Origin of the sequence: Pseudescherichia sp. (assembly GCF_031979925.1) — a bacterium.
GTDB lineage: Bacteria > Pseudomonadota > Gammaproteobacteria > Enterobacterales > Enterobacteriaceae > Pseudescherichia.
In genome coordinates this window covers 278,536-301,349 of the sequence record NZ_DALZFB010000002.1, presented here as the reverse complement: position 1 = coordinate 301,349, position 22,814 = coordinate 278,536, and the positions used below count along the sequence as shown (strand labels likewise).

23 protein-coding genes are annotated in these 22,814 nt (G+C 60.6%); 8 read left to right on the top strand and 15 right to left on the bottom strand.

The genetic code is table 11. The features are described 5' to 3' along the window. From RTM13_RS04820 to hpxU, 9 genes are all read right to left on the bottom strand, one after another. The gene (locus tag RTM13_RS04820; RefSeq protein WP_312210580.1) at window positions 1-1,332 is read right to left on the bottom strand and encodes an extracellular solute-binding protein; all 1,332 of its coding nucleotides are present in this window, start codon (window positions 1,330-1,332) and stop codon (window positions 1-3) included. After that, the gene (locus RTM13_RS04815; RefSeq protein WP_312210579.1) at window positions 1,319-2,287 is read right to left on the bottom strand and encodes a TauD/TfdA family dioxygenase; all 969 of its coding nucleotides are present in this window, start codon (window positions 2,285-2,287) and stop codon (window positions 1,319-1,321) included. Before RTM13_RS04815 ends, RTM13_RS04820 begins: the two co-directional genes overlap by 14 nt. 189 nt (window positions 2,288-2,476) lie before the next feature. Continuing rightward, a complete protein-coding gene (gene hpxK, locus RTM13_RS04810) occupies window positions 2,477-3,703 on the bottom strand; it encodes an allantoate amidohydrolase (RefSeq protein WP_312210577.1) in 1,227 nt (408 codons plus the stop codon). Continuing rightward, window positions 3,700-4,941: an alanine--glyoxylate aminotransferase family protein gene (locus RTM13_RS04805; protein WP_312210575.1), complete on the bottom strand. Its 1,242-nt coding sequence runs from the start codon at window positions 4,939-4,941 to the stop codon at window positions 3,700-3,702. Before RTM13_RS04805 ends, hpxK begins: the two co-directional genes overlap by 4 nt. Before the next feature lie 13 nt (window positions 4,942-4,954). Then, window positions 4,955-5,692, bottom strand: coding sequence for an amino acid ABC transporter ATP-binding protein (locus RTM13_RS04800; protein WP_312210573.1), 738 nt, complete (start codon window positions 5,690-5,692; stop codon window positions 4,955-4,957). After that, window positions 5,673-6,329, bottom strand: coding sequence for an amino acid ABC transporter permease (locus RTM13_RS04795; protein ID WP_312211013.1), 657 nt, complete (start codon window positions 6,327-6,329; stop codon window positions 5,673-5,675). Before RTM13_RS04795 ends, RTM13_RS04800 begins: the two co-directional genes overlap by 20 nt. Then, window positions 6,329-6,994, bottom strand: a complete 666-nt coding sequence (locus RTM13_RS04790) for an amino acid ABC transporter permease (RefSeq protein ID WP_312210572.1) — start codon at window positions 6,992-6,994, stop codon at window positions 6,329-6,331. The genes RTM13_RS04795 and RTM13_RS04790 overlap by 1 nt, the downstream gene beginning before the upstream one ends. Window positions 6,995-7,003: 9 nt before the next feature. Continuing rightward, complete coding sequence (locus RTM13_RS04785) at window positions 7,004-7,789, bottom strand: transporter substrate-binding domain-containing protein (RefSeq protein ID WP_312210570.1); 786 nt, start codon at window positions 7,787-7,789, stop codon at window positions 7,004-7,006. A 190-nt stretch (window positions 7,790-7,979) separates the two neighbouring features. Continuing rightward, window positions 7,980-8,819 carry a MurR/RpiR family transcriptional regulator HpxU gene (gene hpxU, locus RTM13_RS04780; protein ID WP_312210569.1) on the bottom strand — a complete coding sequence of 280 codons (840 nt, stop codon included), beginning with the start codon at window positions 8,817-8,819 and terminating at the stop codon, window positions 7,980-7,982. A gap of 192 nt (window positions 8,820-9,011) precedes the next feature. Here hpxU and hpxW point away from each other — a divergent pair, with 192 nt between their 5' ends. The 4 genes from hpxW to hpxZ are packed head-to-tail and all read left to right on the top strand — an operon-like array spanning window position 9,012 to window position 12,557. Next, entirely contained in the window at window positions 9,012-10,568 is a 1,557-nt protein-coding gene (gene hpxW, locus RTM13_RS04775; protein WP_312211012.1) for an oxamate amidohydrolase, read from the top strand. Between the two features lie 10 nt (window positions 10,569-10,578). Continuing rightward, the gene (gene hpxX, locus RTM13_RS04770) at window positions 10,579-10,767 is read left to right on the top strand and encodes an oxalurate catabolism protein HpxX (protein ID WP_312210567.1); all 189 of its coding nucleotides are present in this window, start codon (window positions 10,579-10,581) and stop codon (window positions 10,765-10,767) included. Then, on the top strand, window positions 10,764-12,167 hold the full coding sequence (locus RTM13_RS04765; RefSeq protein WP_312210566.1) for an AtzE family amidohydrolase: 1,404 nt from the start codon (window positions 10,764-10,766) through the stop codon (window positions 12,165-12,167). The genes hpxX and RTM13_RS04765 overlap by 4 nt, the downstream gene beginning before the upstream one ends. Window positions 12,168-12,170: 3 nt before the next feature. Next, window positions 12,171-12,557, top strand: a complete 387-nt coding sequence (gene hpxZ, locus RTM13_RS04760) for an oxalurate catabolism protein HpxZ (protein ID WP_312210564.1) — start codon at window positions 12,171-12,173, stop codon at window positions 12,555-12,557. Window positions 12,558-12,655: 98 nt separating this feature from the next. On the opposite strand, the gene puuE is transcribed toward hpxZ, so the two are convergent. Genes puuE through RTM13_RS04745 form a run of 3 tightly spaced genes read right to left on the bottom strand, consistent with a single transcriptional unit; the run spans window position 12,656 to window position 15,062 of the window. Next, window positions 12,656-13,588, bottom strand: a complete 933-nt coding sequence (puuE, locus tag RTM13_RS04755; RefSeq protein WP_312210562.1) for an allantoinase PuuE — start codon at window positions 13,586-13,588, stop codon at window positions 12,656-12,658. A gap of 14 nt (window positions 13,589-13,602) precedes the next feature. Further along, window positions 13,603-14,346 carry an allantoin racemase gene (gene hpxA / locus RTM13_RS04750; protein WP_312210561.1) on the bottom strand — a complete coding sequence of 248 codons (744 nt, stop codon included), beginning with the start codon at window positions 14,344-14,346 and terminating at the stop codon, window positions 13,603-13,605. Continuing rightward, window positions 14,346-15,062 (bottom strand): GntR family transcriptional regulator, encoded by a 717-nt coding sequence (locus RTM13_RS04745; RefSeq protein WP_312210560.1) that lies wholly within the window; start codon window positions 15,060-15,062, stop codon window positions 14,346-14,348. Before RTM13_RS04745 ends, hpxA begins: the two co-directional genes overlap by 1 nt. A 144-nt stretch (window positions 15,063-15,206) precedes the next feature. On the opposite strand from RTM13_RS04745, the gene RTM13_RS04740 reads away from it, so the two are divergent. Beyond that, window positions 15,207-16,703: an NCS1 family nucleobase:cation symporter-1 gene (locus RTM13_RS04740; protein WP_312210558.1), complete on the top strand. Its 1,497-nt coding sequence runs from the start codon at window positions 15,207-15,209 to the stop codon at window positions 16,701-16,703. Between the two features lie 99 nt (window positions 16,704-16,802). Next, window positions 16,803-18,128, top strand: a complete 1,326-nt coding sequence (gene guaD, locus RTM13_RS04735; protein WP_312210556.1) for a guanine deaminase — start codon at window positions 16,803-16,805, stop codon at window positions 18,126-18,128. Here the strand turns inward: guaD and uraH are convergent. From uraH to RTM13_RS04720, 3 genes are read right to left on the bottom strand one after another with little or no spacing between them, the layout of a single operon-like run. Beyond that, complete coding sequence (uraH, locus tag RTM13_RS04730; protein WP_312210554.1) at window positions 18,108-18,434, bottom strand: hydroxyisourate hydrolase; 327 nt, start codon at window positions 18,432-18,434, stop codon at window positions 18,108-18,110. The genes guaD and uraH overlap by 21 nt on opposite strands. Next, complete coding sequence (uraD, locus tag RTM13_RS04725; RefSeq protein WP_312210552.1) at window positions 18,431-18,931, bottom strand: 2-oxo-4-hydroxy-4-carboxy-5-ureidoimidazoline decarboxylase; 501 nt, start codon at window positions 18,929-18,931, stop codon at window positions 18,431-18,433. Before uraD ends, uraH begins: the two co-directional genes overlap by 4 nt. Continuing rightward, complete coding sequence (locus RTM13_RS04720; protein WP_312210551.1) at window positions 18,909-20,291, bottom strand: nucleobase:cation symporter-2 family protein; 1,383 nt, start codon at window positions 20,289-20,291, stop codon at window positions 18,909-18,911. The genes uraD and RTM13_RS04720 overlap by 23 nt, the downstream gene beginning before the upstream one ends. 279 nt (window positions 20,292-20,570) lie before the next feature. Between RTM13_RS04720 and hpxO the strand changes: the two genes are divergently transcribed. Both hpxO and hpxD read left to right on the top strand, forming a co-directional pair. Further along, window positions 20,571-21,725, top strand: coding sequence for an FAD-dependent urate hydroxylase HpxO (gene hpxO, locus RTM13_RS04715; protein ID WP_312210549.1), 1,155 nt, complete (start codon window positions 20,571-20,573; stop codon window positions 21,723-21,725). A gap of 38 nt (window positions 21,726-21,763) precedes the next feature. Next, complete coding sequence (gene hpxD, locus RTM13_RS04710; protein WP_312210547.1) at window positions 21,764-22,801, top strand: molybdenum cofactor-independent xanthine hydroxylase subunit HpxD; 1,038 nt, start codon at window positions 21,764-21,766, stop codon at window positions 22,799-22,801. The last annotated feature ends 13 nt before the right edge of the window (window positions 22,802-22,814 follow it).

Genomic DNA, 22,814 nt, shown 5'->3' with positions numbered 1-22,814 from the left:
TCATGAGAGTTTCGCGCCCGCGCGTTTCAGGTCGGAGAGCGTCCCGGCCTGCGCCTGGGCCATCGCCTCTTTTGCCGACAGCTGGCCTGAAGCGATGAGCGCAATGGCTTTATTGAGCTGCTGATCGACCTGCGGATAAAACTCCACGGTGCGATACTTCATGTAGCCCCCCTTGCCCGCCTGGTCGATAGCGTCAATAGAGAGCTGGGCCAGATCGACGCCGTTAATGACCTGCCTGCTGCGGAACGCCTGTGAGTCGATATCGCTGCGGCGGGTAGGCGAACCGTAGCCTGCCTCCAGCGCCCGGGCGGTCATCTGCTTCGACAGTGACCACTGGATAAAGGCCCACGCCGCCTCTTTATTTTTCGAGCCTGCCGGAATACCCAGTGCATGGGTTGCCATGCCCGGGAACGCCCCTTTCGGCCCGCTGACCATCGAACCAAAATGGGCGGTTTTCAGGGTGCGCGAGGTTTGCGCATTGCCTAACTGGGCGAGGTAGGTCTGGCTGGCGTCGGAGACGTTGACCCGCCCCTGCTTTAACGCCTGCAGAGACTGGTCGGCGGTATAGGTGATCCCGCCGTTGGGGCCGAAGTCGCGGATCAGCCGGGCAAAGTAGTCTGCCGCTTCGACGGCTTCCGGCGTATCGAGCGTTGGGAAGAGATCGTCCGGCGGCGTACGGAAGACGTTGCCGCCAAAGGCTTGCAGATAGGGAATAAAGGTCCAGCCGTAGTGGTTGTCGGTAACATAGCCCGCCACGCGATCCTTTTTGTTCACCGCCTGCAGTACCTTCACCAGCTCGTCGGTGGTTTTAGGAAACGCCAGCCCGGCCTGCTGGATCAGGTCGTAGCGCGAGGCGCCCGCCAGCATGGCTTCAACCACATAGGGGATCCCATAGAGCTTGCCGTCGCGCCCGGTCTCTGCCGCCAACGTGGCGGGCAGGAAGTCCTGAAGACCCCAATCCTGCGGGGTCAGATTCGGGTTGGCGATAAACTCATCCAGCGGGGTCAGCCAGCCGGCGTTGATCCAGCGGCTGGTGTAGATAAAGGTCACGTTCACCACATCATAGGCCGAGCCGCGGGTGGATAGCTCAAGGTCGGCGCGCTGGTTATAAACCGGAAACGCCGGGGTATCCAGCTGCACCCGCGCCCCGGTCAGGGCTTCAAACTCCGGCAGCCACTTGCGGATCAGCTGCGGCCACGCGGTGCTAAAGGTGGAGACGTTAAGGGTCACGCCCTCATATTTACGCGCGACGTTGGCGCCGCGGGCGATGGCGGGCATCATGCTGTAGACGCCGAACGCCGCCATGGCTTTTAACAGATCACGACGCTGCATAGTTCACATCCGTATGCTGGTTTGCAGAGAGGGGTTCATTGCCTGCGGGCTGCGGGCGAGTGACGGTGCGGCTGCGGCTGCCGTCAATGCCCACCGCCGGTTCGCCTTCTACTGTGACCCGGCGCACCACGCGAGGCTGGTCACCGTAGTCGTTAACCGCATAATGCTGGGTGCTGCGGTTGTCCCAGATGACAACGTCATCCTGCTGCCACTGCCAACGCACGGTATTCTCCAGGCGGATGACGCGGTTTTGCAGCAGTTCGAAAATCTGCGCCGACTCGCGGCTGCTCAGTCCCACCAGCTTTTTGACAAAATGGCCGAGCAGCAGCGCGCGCTCCCCGCTTACCGGGTGAACATGCACCAGCGGATGCTCCGCCTCCCACACCGAGGAGACAAAGATATTTTTGTGATGATTGAGGCGATGCTCTTCGGTGACGATGCGCTCCGCGCCGTAGTCATAATTATTGCTATGGATAGCGCGCAGGGAATTTGCCAGCTGCTTCAGCGACTCCGGCAGCTGCTCATAGGCGCGGGCGGTATTGGCCCACACGGTATCGCCGCCGTACTCGGGGATCGTCACGCCGCGCAGAATAGATATTTTCGGGAAGGCGTCGACGAAGGTGACGTCCGTATGCCAGGAGTCGGCCCGGCCGCCGCCTTTGGAGGCATCCAGCTCAAACAGGCGAGTGCCCTGCGGGGCGGGTACCGTCGGGTGCGCCACAATGTTGCCAAAGCGTGCGCCAAATGCCTGGTGACTCTCATCGGTTAAATGCGACTGTTTACGGAAGAACAGCACCTTATATTTCACCAGCGCGTTTTCTATCTGGCGAAAAACGGCATTGTCCAGTTCACCGGAGAGGGAAATATTACGCACCTCCGCACCGATATTTCCGGCGACGGGATGAATATCTAATAACTCGACATCTTGATTAGCAATATGGCTGGCTAAGGTCATGGCTGTTTTCCTTCAGTATTGTCGGGAAAACAACTTTATTAATAAACTAATGCAGGCAAAAATATCTTTTGGTCATAATATAGTAACTGGCTTTGTCTTAGCTAAGTTAAAAAATAGCTAAGTTAAAAAAGCCAGAGCGGTGAATATCGCAATGCCGGACGGCACTGCGTTTGCCCAGCCTACAAAAAACTAGCTCGCCAGGGCGGTGACCGCATAGCTAAACGCCGCTATCGCCAGCGCCACATCGTTGGTCTCTACCGACTCCGCTGGATGGTGGCTGATACCGCCCTTGCAGCGGACAAAGAGCATTCCCACTGGCCAGCGTTCGGCCACAGCGATGGCGTCATGCCCGGCTCCGCTGGGCAGCAACAGGGACGTGCCTTGGGCCTGATGGACCGCATCGGTAAGCAGGCTCTGTAAACGTAGATCGCAGGGGGTCGCGGCGATGCGGTAGAACTCATCGGCGCTAAACGTCAGCCCCCGGTGGGCGGCGATCGTCTGCGCATGGGCCAGCAGCTCATTCAGCAAAGCATCCAGCGGCGCGTCCTGCGGCCCGCGAATATCCAGCGACAGGGTCACCTCGCCAGGAATAACGTTGACCGCTCCCGGCAGACAGCACAGCGTACCCACCGTGGCGACCAGGTTGCCGCCCCGCTCGCGGGTTAGGCTCTCCACGGCCACCATCCATTCGGCCGCCGCCGCGAGGGCGTCTTTACGCTGGCTCATCGGCACCGTGCCGGCATGGCCCGCCTCGCCGGTAAAGCAGCAGTTCAGTCGGCGTGCGCCGTTGATTGCTTCGACCACCCCCAGCGCCAGCCCCGCCTGCTCCAGGCAGGGGCCCTGCTCGATGTGCAGCTCCAGATAGGCGGCGATCTCCTCTGCACGACGAGCCGCCTGTGAGACGCGGGCTGGATCCAGACCGGCCAGCACCATCGCCTGCGCCACGCTTATGCCGCTGGCATCAGTCTGCGCCAGCCACTGCTCCGGCCATGTTCCCGTCAGACCCCGGCTACCGAGCAGGGTAATGCCAAACCGCGTCCCCTCCTCATCACAAAAGCCCACGATCTCAATCGCCTTCGCCAGCCGCCGTCCCTGCTGATGCAGGCTCTGCACCACCTCAATAGCTGTCAGCACTCCCAGCATACCGTCGTAGCGTCCGGCGTTGCGCACGGTATCCAGGTGTGAACCCAGCAGAATTGCTGCGGCCCCCTCCTGCTCGCCCTCGTAGCGACCGCAGATGTTGCCCACGCTATCCTGCCAGACGGTCATTCCTGCTGCCGCCATCCACTGCGCTACCTGCTGGTTAGCCTGCAAATGCTGCGGGGAGAGGTAGATCCGGGTCAGGGCATCCGGGCTTTCACTGATGGCGGCAAGGATATCGGCGCGCGCCATCACACGCTCTGCCGCCTGGCTCATAGCGGACGCTCGCTGCGGTAGCAATCCCATGCGGCCTGCATCGCCGCGCCCTGAACAGTAGAGAATTTAAGGTAGTTAAGCACCGACTCCAGTGCGCTCAGGGTGGTCATCACGCAATCCTTGCGGGCGTTATAACCCATGGTGCCGATGCGCCACACCTTGCCGTGCAGCGGGCCGAAGGAGGTGCCGATCTCAATGCCGAAATCCTCCAGCATTAGCTTGCGCAGCAGGTCGCCGTTGATCCCCTGCGGGATCACCACTCCCAGCACGTTGTTCATCTTGTGCTTCAGGTCGCCGAAGGTCTCCAGTCCCATCGCCTGAATGCCTTTCAGCAGCGCATCGCCGTGCAGCTTATGGCGGGCGATGCCGTTATCCAGCCCCTCCTGCAGGATCAGACGCGCACACTCCCGGGCGGCAAACAGCGCTGAGGTGGCCTCGGTGTGATGATTCAGGCGCTCCGGCCCCCAGTAGTCCATCACCATGCCGAGGTCGAAGTAGTTGGAGTAGATCATCTCGTCTTCGCCGTCGCGGTGGGCCTCGGTGCGGATCCCCTCTTCGACGCATTTTCGGCGGCAGATGACCTCCTCCATGCGCGGGCTGAGGGTGATGGGCGAGGTACCGGACGGGCCGCCGAGGCACTTCTGCATCCCCGCCGAGACCGCGTCCAGCCCCCAGGCATCGCTCTCCAGCGCGTTGCCTCCCAGTGAGGCGGTAGCGTCGGTGTAGAACAGCACGTCATGGCGGCGGCAGATATCCCCCAGCTCGGCAAGAGGCTGCAGCATTGTGGTGGAGGTATCACCCTGCACGGTGAGCAGCAGGCGCGGACGCACCCGCTTGATGGCGTCCTCGATCTGGTCGGGAGTAAAGACCTCCCCCCACGGCACCTCGATGGTATGTACTTCGGCCCGACAGCGGCGAGCGATCTCGCACAGTAGATGGCCAAAGCGGCCAAATACCGGCACCAGCACTTTGTCACCAGGGCGGATAGCCGAGACAAGGATAGCTTCAATTCCCGCCCGCGAAGTTCCATCCACCAGCATCGTCCAGCGGTTTTCGGTGCGGAACACGCCGCGATAGAGGACCATCACCTCGTTCATATAGTGGGTCATGGCAGGATCGTACTGGCCGACAAGCTGGCTTGCCATCGCGCGCAGCACGCGCGGATCGGCGTTGATAGGTCCAGGCCCCATCAGCAGGCGCTGGGGCGGATTGATTTGCGAAAATTGCGCGATATCCATTTTTGAGTCCTTATTAGTTGAGGCCGCGTACGGAGGAGATAAACTGTTTCAGCTCGGTGGTCTGCGGATTGGCGAACAGCGCTTTACTGTCGCCCTGCTCCCATACTTTCCCCTGATGCATAAACACCACGCGGTCGCCCACTTCGCGGGCAAAATTCATTTCATGCGTCACCAGAATCAGCGTCATCCCTTCTGCTGCCAGCTGCTCCAGCACCTTGAGCACCTCGCCCACCAGCTCCGGATCGAGCGCCGAGGTGATCTCGTCGCAGAGTAACACCTTCGGCGACATCGCCAGCGCACGGGCAATCGCCACGCGCTGTTGCTGGCCGCCGGAGAGGCTAGAGGGGTAGTAGTCCAGCCGGTCGCCCAGCCCTACCTTCTCCAGCATCTTTTGCGCCAGCTCGCGGCACTCGGCGGCGCTCTTTTTCAGCACCCGACGCGGAGCCAGCATCACGTTCTCCAGCGCCGTCATATGCGGGAACAGGTTGAAGTTCTGGAATACCATGCCAACGGAACGGCTGATTTCCCGCGCCTGTGAATCACGATCGGTGATGGTCATGCCACCCAGCTTGATGCTCCCCTCCTGGTAACCCTCAAGGCCGTTAATGCAGCGCAGCAGCGTGCTTTTACCCGATCCGCTGCGGCCAATAATGGAGATCACCTCGCCCATATCGATATCCAGATCGACGCCCTTGAGCACGTGGTTATCACCGTAGTACTTCTGCATCTGATTAATGGTGATGAGAGGCATTGAATTTATTCTCCAGATAGCGGCTGTAGCGGGACAGCGGGTAGCACAGAATGAAGTAGCCCAGCGCCACCAGCGCAAAGACTTTAAATGGCTGATAGGTGACGTTAGTCAGCATCGTCCCGGCCTTGGTCAGGTCGACGAAGCCGATGATCGAGGCCAGGGCCGTGCCTTTGATCACCTGCACGGCAAAGCCCACCGTCGGTGCAATGGCAATGCGTAGCGCCTGCGGAGCGACTACCCGCCAGAGGGTCTGGCCAAAGCTCAACCCCAGACAGCGCGACGCTTCCCACTGGCCTTTCGGCAGGGCGCGAATGCTGCCAAACCAGATATCGAGCAAAAAGGCGCTGGTATAGAGGGTCAGCGCCAGCGAGGCTGCCGTCCAGGGTGAGACGTCGATACCAAACATCGCCACGCCGAAGAAGGCCAGAAAGAGCTGCATCAGCAGCGGTGTCCCCTGGAACAGTTCGATATAGCCGCGGATCAGGCGCTTCACCTGCCGTCCGCCGGTCAGGCGCAGCAGCAGGAGCGGCAGCGTCACCAGCGCACCGCCGGTAAAGGCCACCAGCGAGAGCAGCACCGTCCAGCGCCCGGCCAGCAGCAGGTTGCGGATAATGTCCCAGTCGGTAAAGGTCGTCATCATGCCTGCACTCCAAGCCATTTCCGCCCGGCTGCCAGCAGCAGCTGGCGCATGGCAATCGACAGAATTAAGTAGATCCCAGCCGTCACCAGATAGACCTCGAAGCTCAGAAAGGTTCGGGACTGGATCAGGTTGGCGGCAAAGGTCAGCTCTTCATAAGAGACCTGTGACACCACCGACGATCCCAGCATGACAATGATGCACTGGCTGACCAGCGCCGGGTAGATTCGCTGCAATGCAGGGGGCAGCACGATGCGGATAAAGGTTTGGGTACGGCTCAGGCCCAGCACCCGCCCGGCTTCCCACTGACCCTTCGGGGTAACCTGAATCCCGGCGCGCACGATCTCGGTGCTGTAAGCCCCCAGGTTAATCACCATTGCCAGCAGCGCAGCCTCACCGGCCGTCATTTTGAGGCCCATATTGGGCAGGCCAAAGACAATAAAGAACAGCTGTACGACGAAGGGCGTATTGCGGATCAGCTCCACATAGGCCCCCCAGATGCGGCTGAACCACGACGGACGCCCGCTGCGGATGGCAGCCCCGAGAATGCCCAGCGCCAGGCCTCCCGCCGTCGCCATCACCGTAAGCTGCACGGTGATCCACAGTCCCGCCAGCAGCTCCGGCCAGTGCGGCCAGAGTGCAGAAAATTGAAGTTGTTCAGTCATTCACTGGCCTTATACGCCAAGGCTTGCCGGCAGCGGAGCTTTCATCCACTGCTCAGAGAGTTTATTCAGGGTGCCATCCTTCACGCCCTGTTCGATCAGCGCATCAACCTTCGCCTTCAGCGCTGGCTCGTTCTTCTTCAGGCCGATAAAGCACGGTGAGTCCTTGAGCATAAAGCTCGGCACCGGCGCTTTGTCGGCGTTTTGCCGGGAGATGGCCGCCACGACCAGGTTGCCGGTGGCGACATACTCCACCTGGCCCGACAGATAGGCCGACAGGGTGGTGTTGTTATCCTCGTAACGCTTCACCTGCGCCTCTTTCGGTGCAATGCCGGTCAGGACCATATCCTCAACCGCACCGCGGGTGACGCCGATGGATTTTCCGCTCAGCCCCGCAGCGTCCTTCAGCTCTGAACCTTTCGGACCAAAGACGCCAAGGAAGAACGGCGCGTAGGCGCGACTGAAATCAATCACCTTTTCACGCTCGGCATTCTTACCGAGGCTGGAGATCACCAGGTCCACCTTATCCGTTTGCAGATAGGGCACCCGGTTGGCGCTGGTCACCGGGACCAGCTGCAGTTTGAGTTTCATCTCTTTGGCAAGATAGCGCGCCATATCGATGTCGTAGCCCTGCGGCTGGAGATCGGTCCCTACCGAGCCAAACGGCGGGAAGTCCTGCGGGACGGCGACACGAAGCGTGCCGCGTTTCTCAATATCCTGTAGCTGGTCGGCCTGCGCTGCCGACAGGTGAGTTAACAGAACAGCGGCCCCGGCCAGTGCGATCAACAGTTTTCTCATGATGTTTACCCGTTACGTTAGCATGAAACAAAAGATTCTATAATTAGACTTTTGCAACTTATGTGCCAAACACGAACAAACGGGAAAACCTCGTTAAGCCTCTAAATAGCGAGCAGAAGAGCCAGAAAAGCCGCGTTGTTATCTAACTCATCTGCACCAAAAAAGTGCCAAACCCCAGCGTGGTGCCCCATTATCGCTGCTCCAGCTCGTCCAGCTGCTGGTAGAGAGTGGCGATGTTATGAATACGCGGCCGTCCCTTATCGAGGATTTCATGCAAAAAGGCGTTGGCCAGCAGGTTAATCAGGCTGTTCACCGCCGCATAGCTATCGTAGGCAGAGACGCTGTCCAGCGGAGTGCAGAACTGCCAGCGCGCCAGCGGCAGCAGGCTAAGGGCCTGCGGTTCGCACATCAGCACCACGGGGACGCCCTCGGCCTGCAGTTGCTCTAGCAGCGGGCGGATAATGCGCGGGCGGCGGCGAAACGCCATCACAATCACCAGATCGTCAGGGGTGAGATCCACCAGCTCCTCGCTCAGGCTCTGCCCCGGCTGCGGCAGAACCAGTACCTGGCCGCGGGCCTGTAACAGCTGCTGGCGCAGGTGCAGCGCCGCCGGATAGGCGTTGCGCATACCGATAATCACAATTCGCCGGGCGGTCACCATGGCGGTAATCGCCTCGGCAAACTGCTGCGGGTCGAGGGCGTTGGCCCACTGGGTCAGGTTCGCCATCTCCTGCTTATAGTGGCGGGCCAGCAGCGTGTTGCCCTGCACCGCATCGCGGTTGTCGGTCAGCGGCATGCCGCTCTGGCGCAGAGTGCGCAGCTCGTCGCGCATATCCTTATACTTTTCGTATCCCAGGCGCTTAAACAGACGACTCACCGTCGCCTTCGATACTCCGCTAAGCTGTGCCAGCTCGGCGCTGTTGTAGCTGATCAGATCGTCAAAGTGATCGAAAATAAAGTTCGCCACCCGCTGCTCCTGGGGTGATAGCGACGCATATTGCCCTTTCAGGCGTTCATCAAGCTGTTCCATAGGGCCTCTGTAACTTTTGTTTCAGCAAACTATACCGCTAACCCCTTTCACAATGCATGCCAGCTGCGATAAAAACGCTGCCCCCTTCGCGGCTGAAACTTTTCGCCCGGAAGTGGAACAGCTTTTGCAAGTTCACGGATACACTTCTGATCATGAGGACAGCCCGTGCAGAGTCATTTTTCCGCTCATGGAATGGCGGTGGCCCCCCACCATCTGGCAAGCCAGAGCGCGCTTGCCGTATTACGCGAAGGCGGCAGCGCCATTGAGGCGATGGTGGCCGCTGCCGCAACCATTGCCGTTGTCTACCCCCATATGAACGGCCTCGGTGGCGATGGCTTCTGGCTCATCGTCCCGCCGGAGGGAGAACCCATTGCCATTGACGCCAGCGGTGCGGCGGGCTCGCTAGCCTCGCTTACCACCTATGGCGATCTTGCACAGATCCCGCACCGTGGGCCACGCGCCGCGCTAACCGTTGCAGGCACCGTCAGCGGCTGGCAGGAGGCTCTGGATGTATCCCAGTCGCTGACCGGCAAAGCGCTGCCGCTCTCGCGCCTGCTGGCGGACGCCATCGGCTATGCCACAGAGGGGATCCCGGTCACGCAATCTCAGGCCAATGCTACCGCCAGCAAGTTAGAGGAGCTGCGTCACCTGCCCGGCTTCGCTGAAACCTTTCTGGTCAACGGTGAGCCACCGGTTGCCGGTAGCCGCTTCCACCAGCCTGCCCTCGCCTCTACCCTGCAACGGCTGGTTGAGGAGGGGCTGGAGAGCTTTTATCGCGGTCCGCTGGCGGAGCGAATGGCCGATAGCATGGCTAACTACGGCCTCCCTGTTACCCTTGCCGATCTGCACCAGCATCGCGCCCGCCGTCCACAACCGCTCAGGCTTCAGCACCAGCACGGCGAGCTGTGGAACCTGGCACTGCCTACCCAGGGGCTGGTGTCGCTGGCGATCCTCGGCATCACCGACCGCTTAAATATGGCCGAGGCCGATGAGACGCAAACCGTGCACCGCATCGCCGAGGCCACCAAGCTGGCCTTTCGCCTGCGCGATGCGCACATCACCGATCCCCGCCATCTCGATACCGACATTCAGAGCCTGCTCGATCCCGTAGCGCTACAGCCGCTGGCCGATCGGATAGATGACAGTCGCGCCGCCCCCTGGGGCGCGGGTAAAGGCCCGGGCGACACCGTGTGGATGGGGACGATGGATAAGAGCGGACTGGCGGTCTCCTTTATTCAGAGCCTCTATCATGAGTTCGGCAGCGGCGTGGTCCTTCCCGATACCGGGATCGTCTGGCAAAACCGTGGAGCCTCGTTTAGCCTCGATCCAACGCATCTGCTGGCGCTGGCTCCGGGCAAGCAGCCGTTTCATACCCTCAACCCTGCGGCAGCACGCCTTCGCGATGGCCGGGTGATGGTTTACGGCTCGATGGGTGGCGACGGCCAGCCCCAGACCCAGGCGGCGATCTTCACCCGCTACATTCTACAGGGCGTGCCGCTGCAGGAGAGCATCTCCCGGCCACGCTGGCTGCTGGGGCGCACCTGGGGGCAAACTTCGGATTCGCTAAAGCTTGAAGGGCGCTTTACGCCAGAGAGCATTGATCGTCTGCGCGCGCTGGGGCATGAGGTGGAGGTCCTGCCTGATTTTAGCGAGGCGATGGGCCATGCCGGGGCTATCGTTCGCCATCCCAACGGCCTGTTTGAGGGCGCATCCGATCCGCGCAGCAACGGTTCGGCCGCCGGCTTTTAAGGAGAAATTGATGAACAATGCACAGCCCGACTGGGCCGACTACCTGACACAGATGACCCAACTGCTCGACCTGACGTTGGACGATGCCCGCCGCGCCGAGCTGGAGATGCAGTTTAGCCGCATCGCCGCCCTGGCCGAGCCGCTGATGGCCGTTCCACTCGACGATCGACTGGAGATTGCAGGAGTCTATAGAGCATGACCCTTAACGAGATGAGTATAAACGATATCCAGCAGGCGCTGACCAGCGGCACGGTGAGCGCCCGGGAGATCGCCTGTCAGACGCTGGATGATATTGCGCGGGTCAATCCGCACATCAATGCCTGGACGGCGGTGACCGACGCGCGGATGCTGGAGGAAGCGGAGCGCATTGATACCCTGCGCCGCCAGGGGCAGCCGCTGCCCCCTCTGGCGGGCATTCCCTACGCGGTAAAAAACCTGTTTGACGTGGCCGGACACGCTACCCTTGCCGGGGCACAGCTGTTTAGCGATCGTCCTGCCGCCGCGCGCGACGGCTTTGCGGTGCGCCAGCTTAATCGCGCCGGGGGGTTACTCTCCGGGATGCTGAACATGGACGCCTACGCCTACGGCTTTACAACCGAAAACAGCCACTATGGCGCGACGCGCAATCCGCACGATCTGACGCGTATTGCGGGCGGCTCCTCGGGCGGATCGGCGGCAGCGGTGGCCGCCGGGCTGGTGCACTTCTCTCTTGGCAGCGATACCAACGGCTCGATCCGTGTGCCCGCCTCGCTGTGCGGCATCTTTGGGCTGAAGCCAACCTTTGGCCGCCTCTCCCGCGCGGGCAGTCACCCTTTTGTTGCCAGCCTGGATCATATCGGCCCCTTTGCCCGTCGGGTTGCCGATCTGGCTACGGTTTACGATGTATTGCAAGGAGACGATCCTGAGGACGGTTTCCAGCGCGACCGCGCCAGTGAGCAAACAGCGCCGCTGCTGGAACGCGGGCTGGAGGGGCTGCGCTGTGCGGTGCTCGGCGGCTACTTTACCACCTGGTGCGATGACGACGCCCGGGAGGCAGTAAGCCGTGCCGCGCATGCCCTTGACGCTCGTGAAGAGCGGGTCTTTCCGGAGGCGGAACTGTCGCGCTCGGCGGCGTTTATCATCAGCGCTGCCGAGGGAGGCAATCAGTATCTATCCGCCCTGCGCCGCGAGCCGGAGCGGTTTGAGCCGCACTCCCGGGAGCGTCTGTTGGCGGGCGCGATGATCCCCTCCGCCTGGTACGTGCAGGCCCAGCGCTTTCGCCGCCACGCCCAGCAGGCCTTCAGGGCGCTGTTTAATCATGCCGACGTGCTGATCGCCCCGGCTACCCCGCGCAGCGCGACACTGATTGGCGAGCAGACGATGATGATTAACGGCCAGCCGCTGCCCATCCGTGCCAGCATGGGAATGCTGACTCAGCCAATCTCGTTTGTAGGCTTGCCGGTGACCACGGTGCCGCTGCGCAGCCGCAGCGGGCTGCCGATAGGTTTACAGCTGATTGCCGCTCCCTTTAATGAACAGGCCTGCCTGCGCGCGGCACGTGTACTGGAACAACAGGGCATCGCCGATGCCCGCCCTGCGGCGTCCTTTCTACGGAGATAGCACATGATACATCTGGATGATATAAACCGCCCGCTCGTGCTCGCCGAGGTTACCGCCGCCTTCTACCGTTACGAAGAGGCGCTGGTGAGTAATGACGTTGAGGTGCTGGACGAGCTGTTCTGGCACGACATCCGCACCGTACGACTCGGTGCCGGGGAGAACCTCTATGGCATTGAGGCAATCCGCGACTTCCGCGCCGCCCGCCCGGCGGTGGGGCTACAGCGCGAGCTACGCAACACGGTCATTACCACCTTCGGCGAGGACTACGCGGTATGCAGCACCGAATTTACCCGCGAAGGCAGCGACCGTATTGGCCGCCAACAGCAGACGTGGGTGCGCTTCCCCTACGGCTGGCGAATTGTTGCCGCACAGGTGAGTGTGATGAGCTAACCGTAACGCCGGGTGGCGGCTTCGCCTGACCCGGCCTACGGTGGGCACGGTGCGGTTTGTAGGCCCGTGTAAGCGAAGCGCCACCGGGCGATGATGTGTTAGCACCTGAACGGATGTACCTCCCGCCAGTGGTCGGCAATCTGCTGGCGGGTGCAGACCCAAACGCGGTCGTGCTGCTGGATATAATCGAGGAAGCGCTGCAGGGCGCGGAAGCGACCCGGACGGCCCAGCAGCCGGCAGTGCATACCGATGGACATCATCTTCGGCGCGTTCTCCCCCTCCTCGTACAGCACGTCAAAACTGTCTTTCAGATAGGTATAAAACTGCTCGGCGGTGTTAAACCCCTGGGCGGTGGCAAAGCGCATATCATTAGCGTCCAGGGTATAGGGGACGATCAGGTGCGGTTTGCGGGAACCGTCGCTGCACGGCACTTCAGTCCAGAAAGGCAGGTCGTCACCGTAGTAGTCGCTGTCGTAGTCAAAACCACCGTGCTCGGCCACCAGCTGGCGAGTGTTGGGGCTGTCGCGTCCGGTATACCAGCCGGTGGGCGCTTTACCGAACAGATCGGTCAAGACCTGCACGGCGTTATGCAGATGCTCGCGCTCCTGATTAATGTCCATACTCTGATAATGGATCCAGCGCCAGCCGTGGCTAACGACGTCATAGTCCGCAGCCTTGATCGCCGCAACAATATCCGGATGACGGGCCAGCGCCATCGCCACGCCAAAGACGGTGAGCGGCAGGCCTCGTTTAATAAACTCATTGTGAATGCGCCAGAACCCGGCGCGGCTGCCGTACTCATAGAGCGAGTCCATTGACATATGCCGATCCGGATAGCTGGCGGCCCCGATAATATCAGAGAGAAACTGCTCGGATCCGGCATCGCCGTGCAGAACGTTGTTCTCTGCCCCCTCCTCGTAGTTCAGCACGAACTGAACGGCAATCCGCGCCCGCTGCGGCCACTGCGCATGGGGTGGGTTTCCGGCGTATCCACGCAGGTCGCGGGGGTAGTCATCGTCTAAAAACGTCATTGCGGATCCCTCAGTTAAAATGGGTTTAGTGCCTGAAATTTGCCGCTCAGGGCCTTGGCTTCCGGGAAGGCTAAGTCTCCCTGCTTGCTGGTGGAGAGGCCCAGCGCGACCAGCGACTCCACCATTTTCACCGCCGCGCTAACCCCGTCGATCACCGGCACGCGCAGCTCGCGCGTCAGCTCCTGGGCCAGCGTCGCCATCCCGCCACAGCCCAGCACAATCGCGCCGCAGCCATCCTCTTTTAGCGCCTGAATGCAGCGCTCGCGGACCCGCTCCTGCGCCTGCCCGCTGCCATCTTCCAGCGCCAGCACCGGCAGATCGATGGCGTGCAGTGCGGCGCAGTGGTCATGGAAACCGTACTGGTGCAGCAGATGCCGGGCGATGATCACTGTGCGCGGCAGTGTGGTGACAATAGAAAAACGGGTGGCGACAAGCGTTGCCATATGCATCGCCGCCTCGGCAATGCCGATCACCGGCCCCTGGGCCAGCTCGCGGGCGGCCAGCAGGCCCGGATCGCCAAAGCAGGCGATCACATGTCCATCCACCCCCTGCTGGCGACCGGCTTTGATCTGCTCCAGCACGCCAACGGCGGCAATGGCCTCATCAAAATGACCTTCGATGGAGGGCACCCCCTCGCTGGGGCAAACCGCCACAATCTCCGTCCCCGGCGCGGCTACTGCCCTGGCGGCAGCGCCAATGGTCTCGGTCATTGCCTGGCTGGTGTTGGGGTTAATAACCTGGATACGCATAGCCGACATTACTGCTCCTTAAACTGGGCAAACAGCCGGGCAAAATCCGGCAGGGTGACGCCAGCACGCTCGAAGCAGAGGCTGGCGACAATATGTTCAAAGTGGTGCGTCAGGGCCGCGCTTAACGGCGCAAGCGCCCTCTCCCGCAGCAGCTCGACTAAACGCTCATGATCGTCACAGCGGCAGCCCTGACGCCACGGCGCGCCCCAGGCCGCAATCACTAAGGAAGAGCGCTGGCTCAGGCGGGTCACCGTTTCGGTCAGCACCTGATTCCCGGAGATCGCCTGCAGCTGAATATGAAACTCGGCGGAGTAACGGATCGCCGCCGGGCCGTCGTAGTCCTCATGCGCCTGCTGCTCCAGCCGAATAATGGCTTCCAGCGCCGCGAGATGCGGCGGCTGACAGCGCGCCAGCACGTCCGGCAGGTTGGCAACCTCCAGCAGGGCGCGAGTGCGGAAGATATCCTGCGCCTCCTCTACCGTCGGGCTGGCAACCTGTGCACCACGTTTGGGCGTCAGGGTGACCATTTGCACAGCGGCGAGTCGTTGCAGCACCTTGCGGATGCCGGTTCGGCTCACGCCAAACACCTCCGCCAACGCCTCCTCCGGCAGTTTGCTTCCCGGCGGCAGCTGATGTTCGACAATGGCGGTCATCAGCGCCTGAAAGATTGATTCGTCCCGCTCCTGCTGGGCTGACGCCGCTTGCAGCCCGTTTTCGTTATGCATTACTCCACTCCGGATTAACCTTTTGATAGCGAATCGTATACAAAAAAATAAAATCTCGTATACAAAAATAAACATTCTGGCCTAAATCCTGCAACACCCTGCGTAGTCCATCTCAAAACGCTTTTATTCACAGGAGCAGGTTTCATGCCAAATAAACAGAACGTGCAACAGATTAAGGCCGCTGACTCCACCGCAGGCTACAGTCCACGGCTTTGCAATGAGGATCTGGCCCCAACGCGGGACCAGAACTGGAGCTGGTACAACATCTTCTCTTTCTGGATGTCTGACGTGCATAGCATGGGGGGCTATGTGGTGGCCGCGAGCTTCTTTACCCTTGGGCTGGCGAGCTGGCAGGTTCTGCTCTGCCTGTTAATGGGGATCTGCATTGTGCAGCTATGCGCTAACCTGGTGGCGAAGCCCAGCCAGATGGCGGGCGTGCCCTATGCGGTGATCTGCCGCCAGGCGTTCGGCGTCTTTGGAGCAAATATTCCGGCTGTGATCCGCGGCCTGATCGCCTTTGCCTGGTACGGTATTCAGACCTATCTGGCCGCCAACGCGCTAATGCTGGTGGCACTGAAGTTCTGGCCGTCGCTCACTGCCCTTACCACAGGCTCGTTCCTCGGTCTGTCGCACCTGGGCTGGCTCTGCTTCGCCATTATGTGGGTGTTGCAGGCGATGGTCTTCTGGCACGGCATGAGCGCCATCAAGCGCTTTATCGATATCGCCGGACCCGCGGTCTATGTCGTCATGCTGGCGCTGGCGGGCTGGATTGTATACAAGACCGGCATCGACGGGATCTCCTTTACTCTCGCCAGCAAATCTCTGACCGCGGGAGAGCAGACCTGGCAGATGATCACCGCTACGGCGCTGGTGGTCTCCTACTTCTCCGGACCGCTGCTGAACTTTGGCGACTTCTCACGCTACGGCAAAAGCATAGGTGAGATCCGCCGCGGCAACCGCTGGGGCCTGCCGTTTAACTTCCTGCTCTTCTCCCTGGTTACGGTGGTGATCGTCTCCGGAACCCAGTCGCTGTTTGGTCGCATGATCACCGACCCGATTGAGACCGTCAGCCGCGTAGGCAACGATCTGGCGGTCGCCATTGGCCTGCTGACCATGATCACCGCGACTATCGGGATCAACATCGTGGCTAACTTTGTCTCGCCGGCCTTCGACTTCTCTAACTGCTCGCCGCAGAAAATCAGCTTCCGTACCGGCGGAATGATCGCCGCCGTTGGCTCGATCCTGCTTACGCCGTGGAACCTGTTTAACTCGCCAGAGCTGATCCACTACACCCTGGACGTGCTGGGTGCCTTTATCGGTCCGCTGTTTGGCATCCTGATTACCGACTTCTATATCATCAAGCGCGGACGGGTCTCGGTTGACGATCTCTTTGACGATACGCCGAAGGGTAAGTACTGGTACCGCAACGGCTTTAACCCGAAAGCCATCGCCGCGCTGGTGCCTTCGGTAGCGATCGGCCTGGCGATCAGCTTTATTCCTGCGCTGCATGAGGTCGCCAACTTTAGCTGGTTTATTGGCGTCTTCCTGGGCGCGGTAGCCTACCGCTGGCTGGCCCGTGACGAAGTTGCCGTTGCCCCCGCAGCAGGATTCAACGCGGGCGTCATGGCCCAGAAAGAGTAACCTTCCGCCTGGCTGCGGCGTCTTGCCGCAGCCCTCTCTGTCCTGGCACCAATTTTGCTCATACATTTCTACCAACAATAAAAAGAGAAGGCAGAGCTTATGATTGCTTACGATACGGCTATTCGCGGCGCGTTTTTTGATGTTGCCCAAGTGGCGGACAGCGCCGACGATATTGCCCGCCACGCGCGCTATCTTCCTGACGGGCTGCTGTTTATTGCCGGGGGGCATATTCAGGCGCTGCTGCCGTGGCAGGAGGGCGAACAGTATCTCGATCCGCATAAAGGTTATATCGATCAGAGCGGCAAGCTGCTGCTGCCCGGTTTTATCGACGCCCACGTGCACTATCCGCAAACCGAAATGATCGGTGCCTTCGGCGAACAGCTACTGGAGTGGCTGACCACCTACACCTTTCCGGTCGAAAGTCAGTTCTCCGACGAGGCGTATGCCAAAGAGATAGCGGAATTTTTTCTCGGACAGCTGCTGAGCCACGGCACCACTACCGCGCTGGTGTTCTGCACCCTGCACCCCGAGTCGGTCAACGCCCTGTTTAGCGAGGCGCTACGCCTCAACATGCGGCTTATCGCCGGCAAGGTGATGATGGATCGCCATACGCCTGACTACCTGACCGAAACCGCCGAAGAGAGCTATCAGCAGACCCGGGAGCTGATCCAGCGCTGGCACCAACAGGGCCGCCTTGGCTACGCCATCACGCCGCGCTTTGCCCCCACCTCAACGCCGGAACTATTGTCGGCGGTGCGCCAGCTGCGTCAGGAGTTTCCGGACACCTGGCTCCAGACCCACCTGAGTGAAAACCCAAACGAGGTGGCGTGGGTGAAGGATCTCTGGCCGGAGCACGAGCGCTATCTGGACGTCTATCATCACTACGGGCTGACCGGCGAGCGCAGCCTCTTTGCTCACGGTATTCATCTGGAGGATCGGGAGTGGCAGTGCCTGCATGAGACCGGTTCAGCAGTCGCCTTCTGTCCCACCTCCAATCTGTTCCTCGGTAGCGGCCTGTTCCGCCTGCCCGCCTGCTGGCAAAACCGGGTGCGGATGGGCATCGGGACCGACGTTGGCGCGGGCACGACCTTCAGTATGCTGCGCACGCTGGGAGAAGCCTACAAGGTGGGCCAGCTGCAAAGCTATCGTCTGCGCGCCAGCGAAGCCTTCTACCACGCTACCCTCGGCGGGGCGCACGCCCTGCGCCTGGACGAGAAGATAGGTAACTTCCAACCGGGCAAGGAGGCTGACTTTGTGGTGCTTGACCCGGCGGTGACGCCGCTCCAGCAGCTGCGAATCAGCCGCTGCAAGGATATCTACGAGCAGCTGTTTGTGCTGATGACGCTGGGAGACGAGCGCAATATTCGCGAGACCTGGGTCAATGGAGAGCGGGTTTGGCAGGCCTCAGCTTCCCCGGTAGGTTGACCAGCCGCCGGGGGCGATGAGAAACGGCAGATGGAAATGTACCTCTGCCGTCCCGGCAAGCACAAAATCGATCTGCGCGCAGGGGAAGATACTCTCCCGCCCGCCTGCGACAAACCACTCGCCCGTCTCGGCCACCAGCCGGTAGCGGCCCGGGGCCAGCGCCGCCGGGGTAAACTCGCCGATGCGGCCGTTACTATCGGTTATCTGGCTGGCGATGGCCTGCTCCTCCCGCAGCAGGCGAACCGTGACGCCCGCCGCCGGTTTGCCGGTAGAAATATCCAGAATATGGGTGCTCAGGGTGCTCATTCGCTAATCGCTCCTTCCAGTCGCAATAGAGTAATTTCACGCAGCTGTGCCAGCGACTCAGCACTCTCCTGCGCATCGCTGTTTTTCAAACGCTGCTCAAGGGCAGCCAGGATCGCCTCGCCGCTGCGCCCTTTAGCACGGATCAGGAATATCCGGTCAAAACGCGCTTCATAGCGGGCATTGCCCTCCCTTAATGCCTGCGCGAGGCGGGCGTCGCTGGCGTCAACCGCGCCCTGCTCCTGACGTGACAGCGCAGCATGGGTCTGCTGACCAACGGGTTTCTCGCCGATCCGCGGGTGGGCGCTGAGCGCCTGCGCCAGCTCTGCCTCGCCCCATGCCTGCGCGGCCTCCCGCGCCGCGCTCAGCAGCGCAGGGAGATCCGCATAGGGACGCCCCTGAACCAGCGCTGCCGTCCAGGCGGGGATGGCAACGCAGGGCTGCAGCAGGGCCGTAGCCTCGCCACTATCCAGCTGATTAAAGCGTTTGAGGGCGATCATCGTTGCTCCTTGCCGCCGCCGCAGCGGTCAGCTTCTCTTCTGGAATAATCAGGTTCAGCACAATCGCCACCAGCCCGCCGCTGGTCGCCGCCGATCCAAACAGGTTGCCAATAATCGGCGGGAAATGGGTGAGAAACGTTGGAACCGCCTCTACGCCCAGCCCGAAGCCAAACGCCAGGCCAACAATCAGCATATCCCGGCGCGTGAGCGGCGTCTGGGTAATAATACGGATCCCTGCGGCCACTACACAGCCAAACATCACCATCGTCGCTCCGCCCAGCACCGGGGTCGGGATCTGACGCAGGATCTCACCGAAGGGCGGAAACAGCCCCAGCAGGATCAGGACAACGCCGATATAGCGCCCGACATAGCGGCTGGCGACGCCGGTCATCTGGATCACGCCGTTGTTCTGCGCAAAGGTGGTGTTAGGGAAAGCACAGAGCATCGCGGCAACCATGCAGCTAATACCGTCGGCAAGGATCCCGCCCTTCAGCCGGGAGCGGAACGCGCCATCATTAATAGACTGCCGTGAGATCAGGCAGTTGGCGGTCAGATCACCTACCGCCTCAAGAATGCATACCAGCGAGACCAGGGCGATGGGTAAAAAGATAGCGCTGTTGAACTGAAAGCCAAACGGAAACAGCGCCGGGACACGGAACCAGGTCTCGCCGATGCCGCTGAGGTGAAAATTACCGCTCAGCGCCGCCCCCACGCAGCCTGCGGCGATACCAATTACCACTGAGGAGAGCCGCAGCCAGCGGTTTTTCGCGCAGCTCAGTAGAACAATAATCCCCAGCGTCCCCGCGCCAAGGGCAATATTGCTCATGCTGGCGAAATCCTTTGCCCCTTCGCCGCCGCACCAGTTGATGACGCTGACCTTGATCAGGCTAATTCCAATCAGGGCGATGACGCTACCGGTGATCACCGGTGTAAAAATCTTTTTCAGCGGCTCAATAAAGCGGCTAACGATAACCGGCACCAGCGCGGCAACAAAGTTAACGCCAAACAACATGGCCATCACGTCCTGGGCGCTGCCGCCCTGCCCTTTGACCCACATCCCGCCGGCAATCGCCACGCCAAGAAAAGCAAAGCTCGTCCCCTGCATGCAGATCATCCCTGCGCCGACTCCCCAGACGCGGTTGGCCTGGAGAAAAGTGCCAATACCGGACGCCAGCAGCGACATACTGATCAGATAGGGCATCCACTCCCCTAGCCCTAGGGTGGCACCGATGATCAGAGGCGGGGTAATGATCCCCACCAGCCCGGCCAGCACGTGCTGTAGAGCGCTAAAAAAAGCCGGAAGCGGCGGGATCCTCTGTTCGAGGCCGTAAAGTAGCGTACCGTTCTTTTCATCAGACATGGTTGTTCCATCCCATTGTGAATAAGCGTTAATCCCTCAATGCACAAAGCAGGCCAGAGTCATCCAGGCACGGATTTCTGGCGTTGCGCAATGAAACTTACGATTCCTGATGGCTATTTTGGAAATTTTTGATTCATAAAAAGGCAACCTTTGTACAAGAACGCACCATATATGTGCAGGACCGGTTCACATCTTCTGCGCAAGGCCCGTATCAAGCGATTGCGCAACCTGGTACGCAAATTGCTCCTGCCTATAGCACGCTTGCAAAAGGAGACAAGAATGAAAGCACTCGTGATCGGCGCGGGAATTGGTGGCCTAAGCGCAGCCGTGGCGTTGAAAAACGCCGGGATTTCCTGCGAGGTGTTTGAAGCGGTAAAAGAGATCAAACCGGTCGGCGCGGCCATCTCCATCTGGCCCAACGGCGTGAAGTGCATGAACCATCTTGGCATGGGCGAGATTATAGAGACCTGGGGCGGCCCGCTGCGCTTTATGGCCTATAGGGATCACCGCCAGGGTGAGAACCTGACCCAGTTTAGTCTTGCCCCGCTAATTGCCCGTACCGGGAGCCGCCCCTGCCCCGTCTCCCGGTCTGAGCTACAGCGAGAGATGCTTGATTTCTGGGGGCGTGAAAGCGTGCAGTTCGGCAAGCGAGTCGTGCGCGCAGAAGAGAGCGATGCGGGTGTCACCGTCTGGTTTACCGACGGCACCACGGCGCACGGTGACTTTCTGATTGCCGCCGATGGTAGTCACTCGGCGCTGCGTCCCTACGTGCTGGGCTATACCCCCGAGCGCCGCTACGCGGGCTACGTCAACTGGAACGGGCTGGTGGCGATAGATGAAAGCATTGCTCCGGCAGACCAGTGGACCACCTTCGTTGGCGAAGGCAAACGCGTTTCGCTGATGCCGGTCTCCGGCGGACGCTTCTACTTCTTCTTTGACGTTCCCCTTCCCGCCGGACTGGCAGAGGACCGCAGCACTCTACGCGCGGATCTGACCCGCTATTTTAGCGGCTGGGCACCGCAGGTGCAGACGCTTATTGCTGCTCTCGATCCCGACACGACCAACCGCATTGAGATCCATGATATCGAGCCGTTCGACACGCTGGTGCGCGGCAAGGTGGCGCTGCTGGGCGATGCCGGGCACAGCACCACGCCGGATATTGGTCAGGGGGGCTGCGCAGCGATGGAGGATGCAGTCGTGCTGGGGGAAATTTTCGGTGAAACCAAAGACATCACTACCGCGCTGCGTCAGTACGAAGCGCGTCGCTGTGACCGGGTGCGTGATCTGGTACTAAAAGCCCGCAAGCGGTGTGATATCACCCACGGCAAGGATATGGCTCTGACCCAGGCCTGGTATGCCGAGCTAAAGGAGGAGACCGGCGAGCGCATCATCAACGGTATGTGCGACACCATTCAGGGCGGGCCGTTAGGCTAGCGCTCTGCTTTAGAAACCTTTGTGAGCAGGAAGAAAATATGAAAAGAGAACGCCCAACGCCACCCGCCCACTGCACCTTTGAGCCAGAGGACTGGCTACGCCTGGCTAAATGCTGGCATCCGGTTGCCCGCGCCTGCGATGTTGGCCCTGCACCGGTAAAAGCCACCCTGCTGGATGAGCAGTTGGTTATCTATCGTATTAAAGATCATGTCGTCGTGGCTCGTGACGTCTGCCCCCATCGCGGCGTCCCGCTGAGCCTCGGTTTTCATGATGAAGAGGGGATCGTCTGCCCCTATCACGGGCTACGCTTCGGGGAGGATGGCCGCTGCAATCGCATCCCCTCCAGTCCTGGCCAGGCGGTACCGGCTAAGCTTAACCTCACCAGCTATGCGGTAGAGGAGCGCTTTGGATTGATATGGACCTGTCTGGACTTCGATCCGGAGAGCCCGATGCCGTTGCCAACCATGCCCCACTGGGATGACGAAGGTTTCCAACAGATCAACTGCCCCGCTTTTCAGGTCAACGGCTTTGCCGGTCGCCAGGTGGAGGGCTTTCTCGATGTGGCTCACTTCGCCTGGGTGCATACCGATACCTTTGCCGATCCCAATAACCCGCTGGTGCCGGACTACATTCCTCAGGAGACGCCGTTCGGCTTTGTCGCCGACTACTGGAGCTCGGTAAGTAACTACGCCCCCAACGCACGCGACCGTGCTCCAGAGGGATTCCAGTGGCTGCGCCGTTTTGAGATGCACCTGCCCTTTACCGCGACGCTGACGATCCATTTCCCCGGCGAGGATCGTTTGGCGATCATGAACGCCGCCTCACCGGTCTCATCTCGGGTGACGCGGATGTTTGCCCCCATCGCACGTAACTTTGATCTGCATATTCCGGTCGAGGAGGTCCACGCCTTTAACCTGCGCGTGTTTGAGGAGGATCGGCTGATGGTGGAGACCCAACGTCCGGAGCGTCTGCCGCTGGACTTGACCCTTGAGGCGCATATTCCTGCCGACCGTAGCTCGATTGCCTATCGGCGCGGCTTGAAAAAGATGGGTTTTGGTGAATTTTTTCTGGTGTGACGGAGGGAGCGTG

What these genes read in the sequence shown, in the direction of transcription:
- uraD (WP_312210552.1), bottom strand. Translation starts at nt 18,931, where the DNA reads ATGATCGCCCTCAAACGCTTTAATCAGCTGGATAGTGGCGAGGCTACG.
- RTM13_RS04805 (WP_312210575.1), bottom strand. Translation starts at nt 4,941, where the DNA reads ATGGATATCGCGCAATTTTCGCAAATCAATCCGCCCCAGCGCCTGCTG.
- RTM13_RS04740 (WP_312210558.1), top strand. Translation starts at nt 15,207, where the DNA reads ATGCCAAATAAACAGAACGTGCAACAGATTAAGGCCGCTGACTCCACC.
- RTM13_RS04820 (WP_312210580.1), bottom strand. Translation starts at nt 1,332, where the DNA reads ATGCAGCGTCGTGATCTGTTAAAAGCCATGGCGGCGTTCGGCGTCTAC.
- hpxA (WP_312210561.1), bottom strand. Translation starts at nt 14,346, where the DNA reads ATGTCGGCTATGCGTATCCAGGTTATTAACCCCAACACCAGCCAGGCA.
- RTM13_RS04765 (WP_312210566.1), top strand. Translation starts at nt 10,764, where the DNA reads ATGACCCTTAACGAGATGAGTATAAACGATATCCAGCAGGCGCTGACC.
- guaD (WP_312210556.1), top strand. Translation starts at nt 16,803, where the DNA reads ATGATTGCTTACGATACGGCTATTCGCGGCGCGTTTTTTGATGTTGCC.
- hpxO (WP_312210549.1), top strand. Translation starts at nt 20,571, where the DNA reads ATGAAAGCACTCGTGATCGGCGCGGGAATTGGTGGCCTAAGCGCAGCC.
- hpxW (WP_312211012.1), top strand. Translation starts at nt 9,012, where the DNA reads ATGGCGGTGGCCCCCCACCATCTGGCAAGCCAGAGCGCGCTTGCCGTA.
- RTM13_RS04785 (WP_312210570.1), bottom strand. Translation starts at nt 7,789, where the DNA reads ATGAGAAAACTGTTGATCGCACTGGCCGGGGCCGCTGTTCTGTTAACT.
- uraH (WP_312210554.1), bottom strand. Translation starts at nt 18,434, where the DNA reads ATGAGCACCCTGAGCACCCATATTCTGGATATTTCTACCGGCAAACCG.
- RTM13_RS04815 (WP_312210579.1), bottom strand. Translation starts at nt 2,287, where the DNA reads ATGACCTTAGCCAGCCATATTGCTAATCAAGATGTCGAGTTATTAGAT.
- hpxK (WP_312210577.1), bottom strand. Translation starts at nt 3,703, where the DNA reads ATGAGCCAGGCGGCAGAGCGTGTGATGGCGCGCGCCGATATCCTTGCC.
- RTM13_RS04790 (WP_312210572.1), bottom strand. Translation starts at nt 6,994, where the DNA reads ATGACTGAACAACTTCAATTTTCTGCACTCTGGCCGCACTGGCCGGAG.
- hpxX (WP_312210567.1), top strand. Translation starts at nt 10,579, where the DNA reads ATGAACAATGCACAGCCCGACTGGGCCGACTACCTGACACAGATGACC.
- RTM13_RS04720 (WP_312210551.1), bottom strand. Translation starts at nt 20,291, where the DNA reads ATGTCTGATGAAAAGAACGGTACGCTACTTTACGGCCTCGAACAGAGG.
- puuE (WP_312210562.1), bottom strand. Translation starts at nt 13,588, where the DNA reads ATGACGTTTTTAGACGATGACTACCCCCGCGACCTGCGTGGATACGCC.
- hpxD (WP_312210547.1), top strand. Translation starts at nt 21,764, where the DNA reads ATGAAAAGAGAACGCCCAACGCCACCCGCCCACTGCACCTTTGAGCCA.
- RTM13_RS04745 (WP_312210560.1), bottom strand. Translation starts at nt 15,062, where the DNA reads ATGCATAACGAAAACGGGCTGCAAGCGGCGTCAGCCCAGCAGGAGCGG.
- hpxU (WP_312210569.1), bottom strand. Translation starts at nt 8,819, where the DNA reads ATGGAACAGCTTGATGAACGCCTGAAAGGGCAATATGCGTCGCTATCA.
- RTM13_RS04795 (WP_312211013.1), bottom strand. Translation starts at nt 6,329, where the DNA reads ATGACGACCTTTACCGACTGGGACATTATCCGCAACCTGCTGCTGGCC.
- RTM13_RS04800 (WP_312210573.1), bottom strand. Translation starts at nt 5,692, where the DNA reads ATGCCTCTCATCACCATTAATCAGATGCAGAAGTACTACGGTGATAAC.
- hpxZ (WP_312210564.1), top strand. Translation starts at nt 12,171, where the DNA reads ATGATACATCTGGATGATATAAACCGCCCGCTCGTGCTCGCCGAGGTT.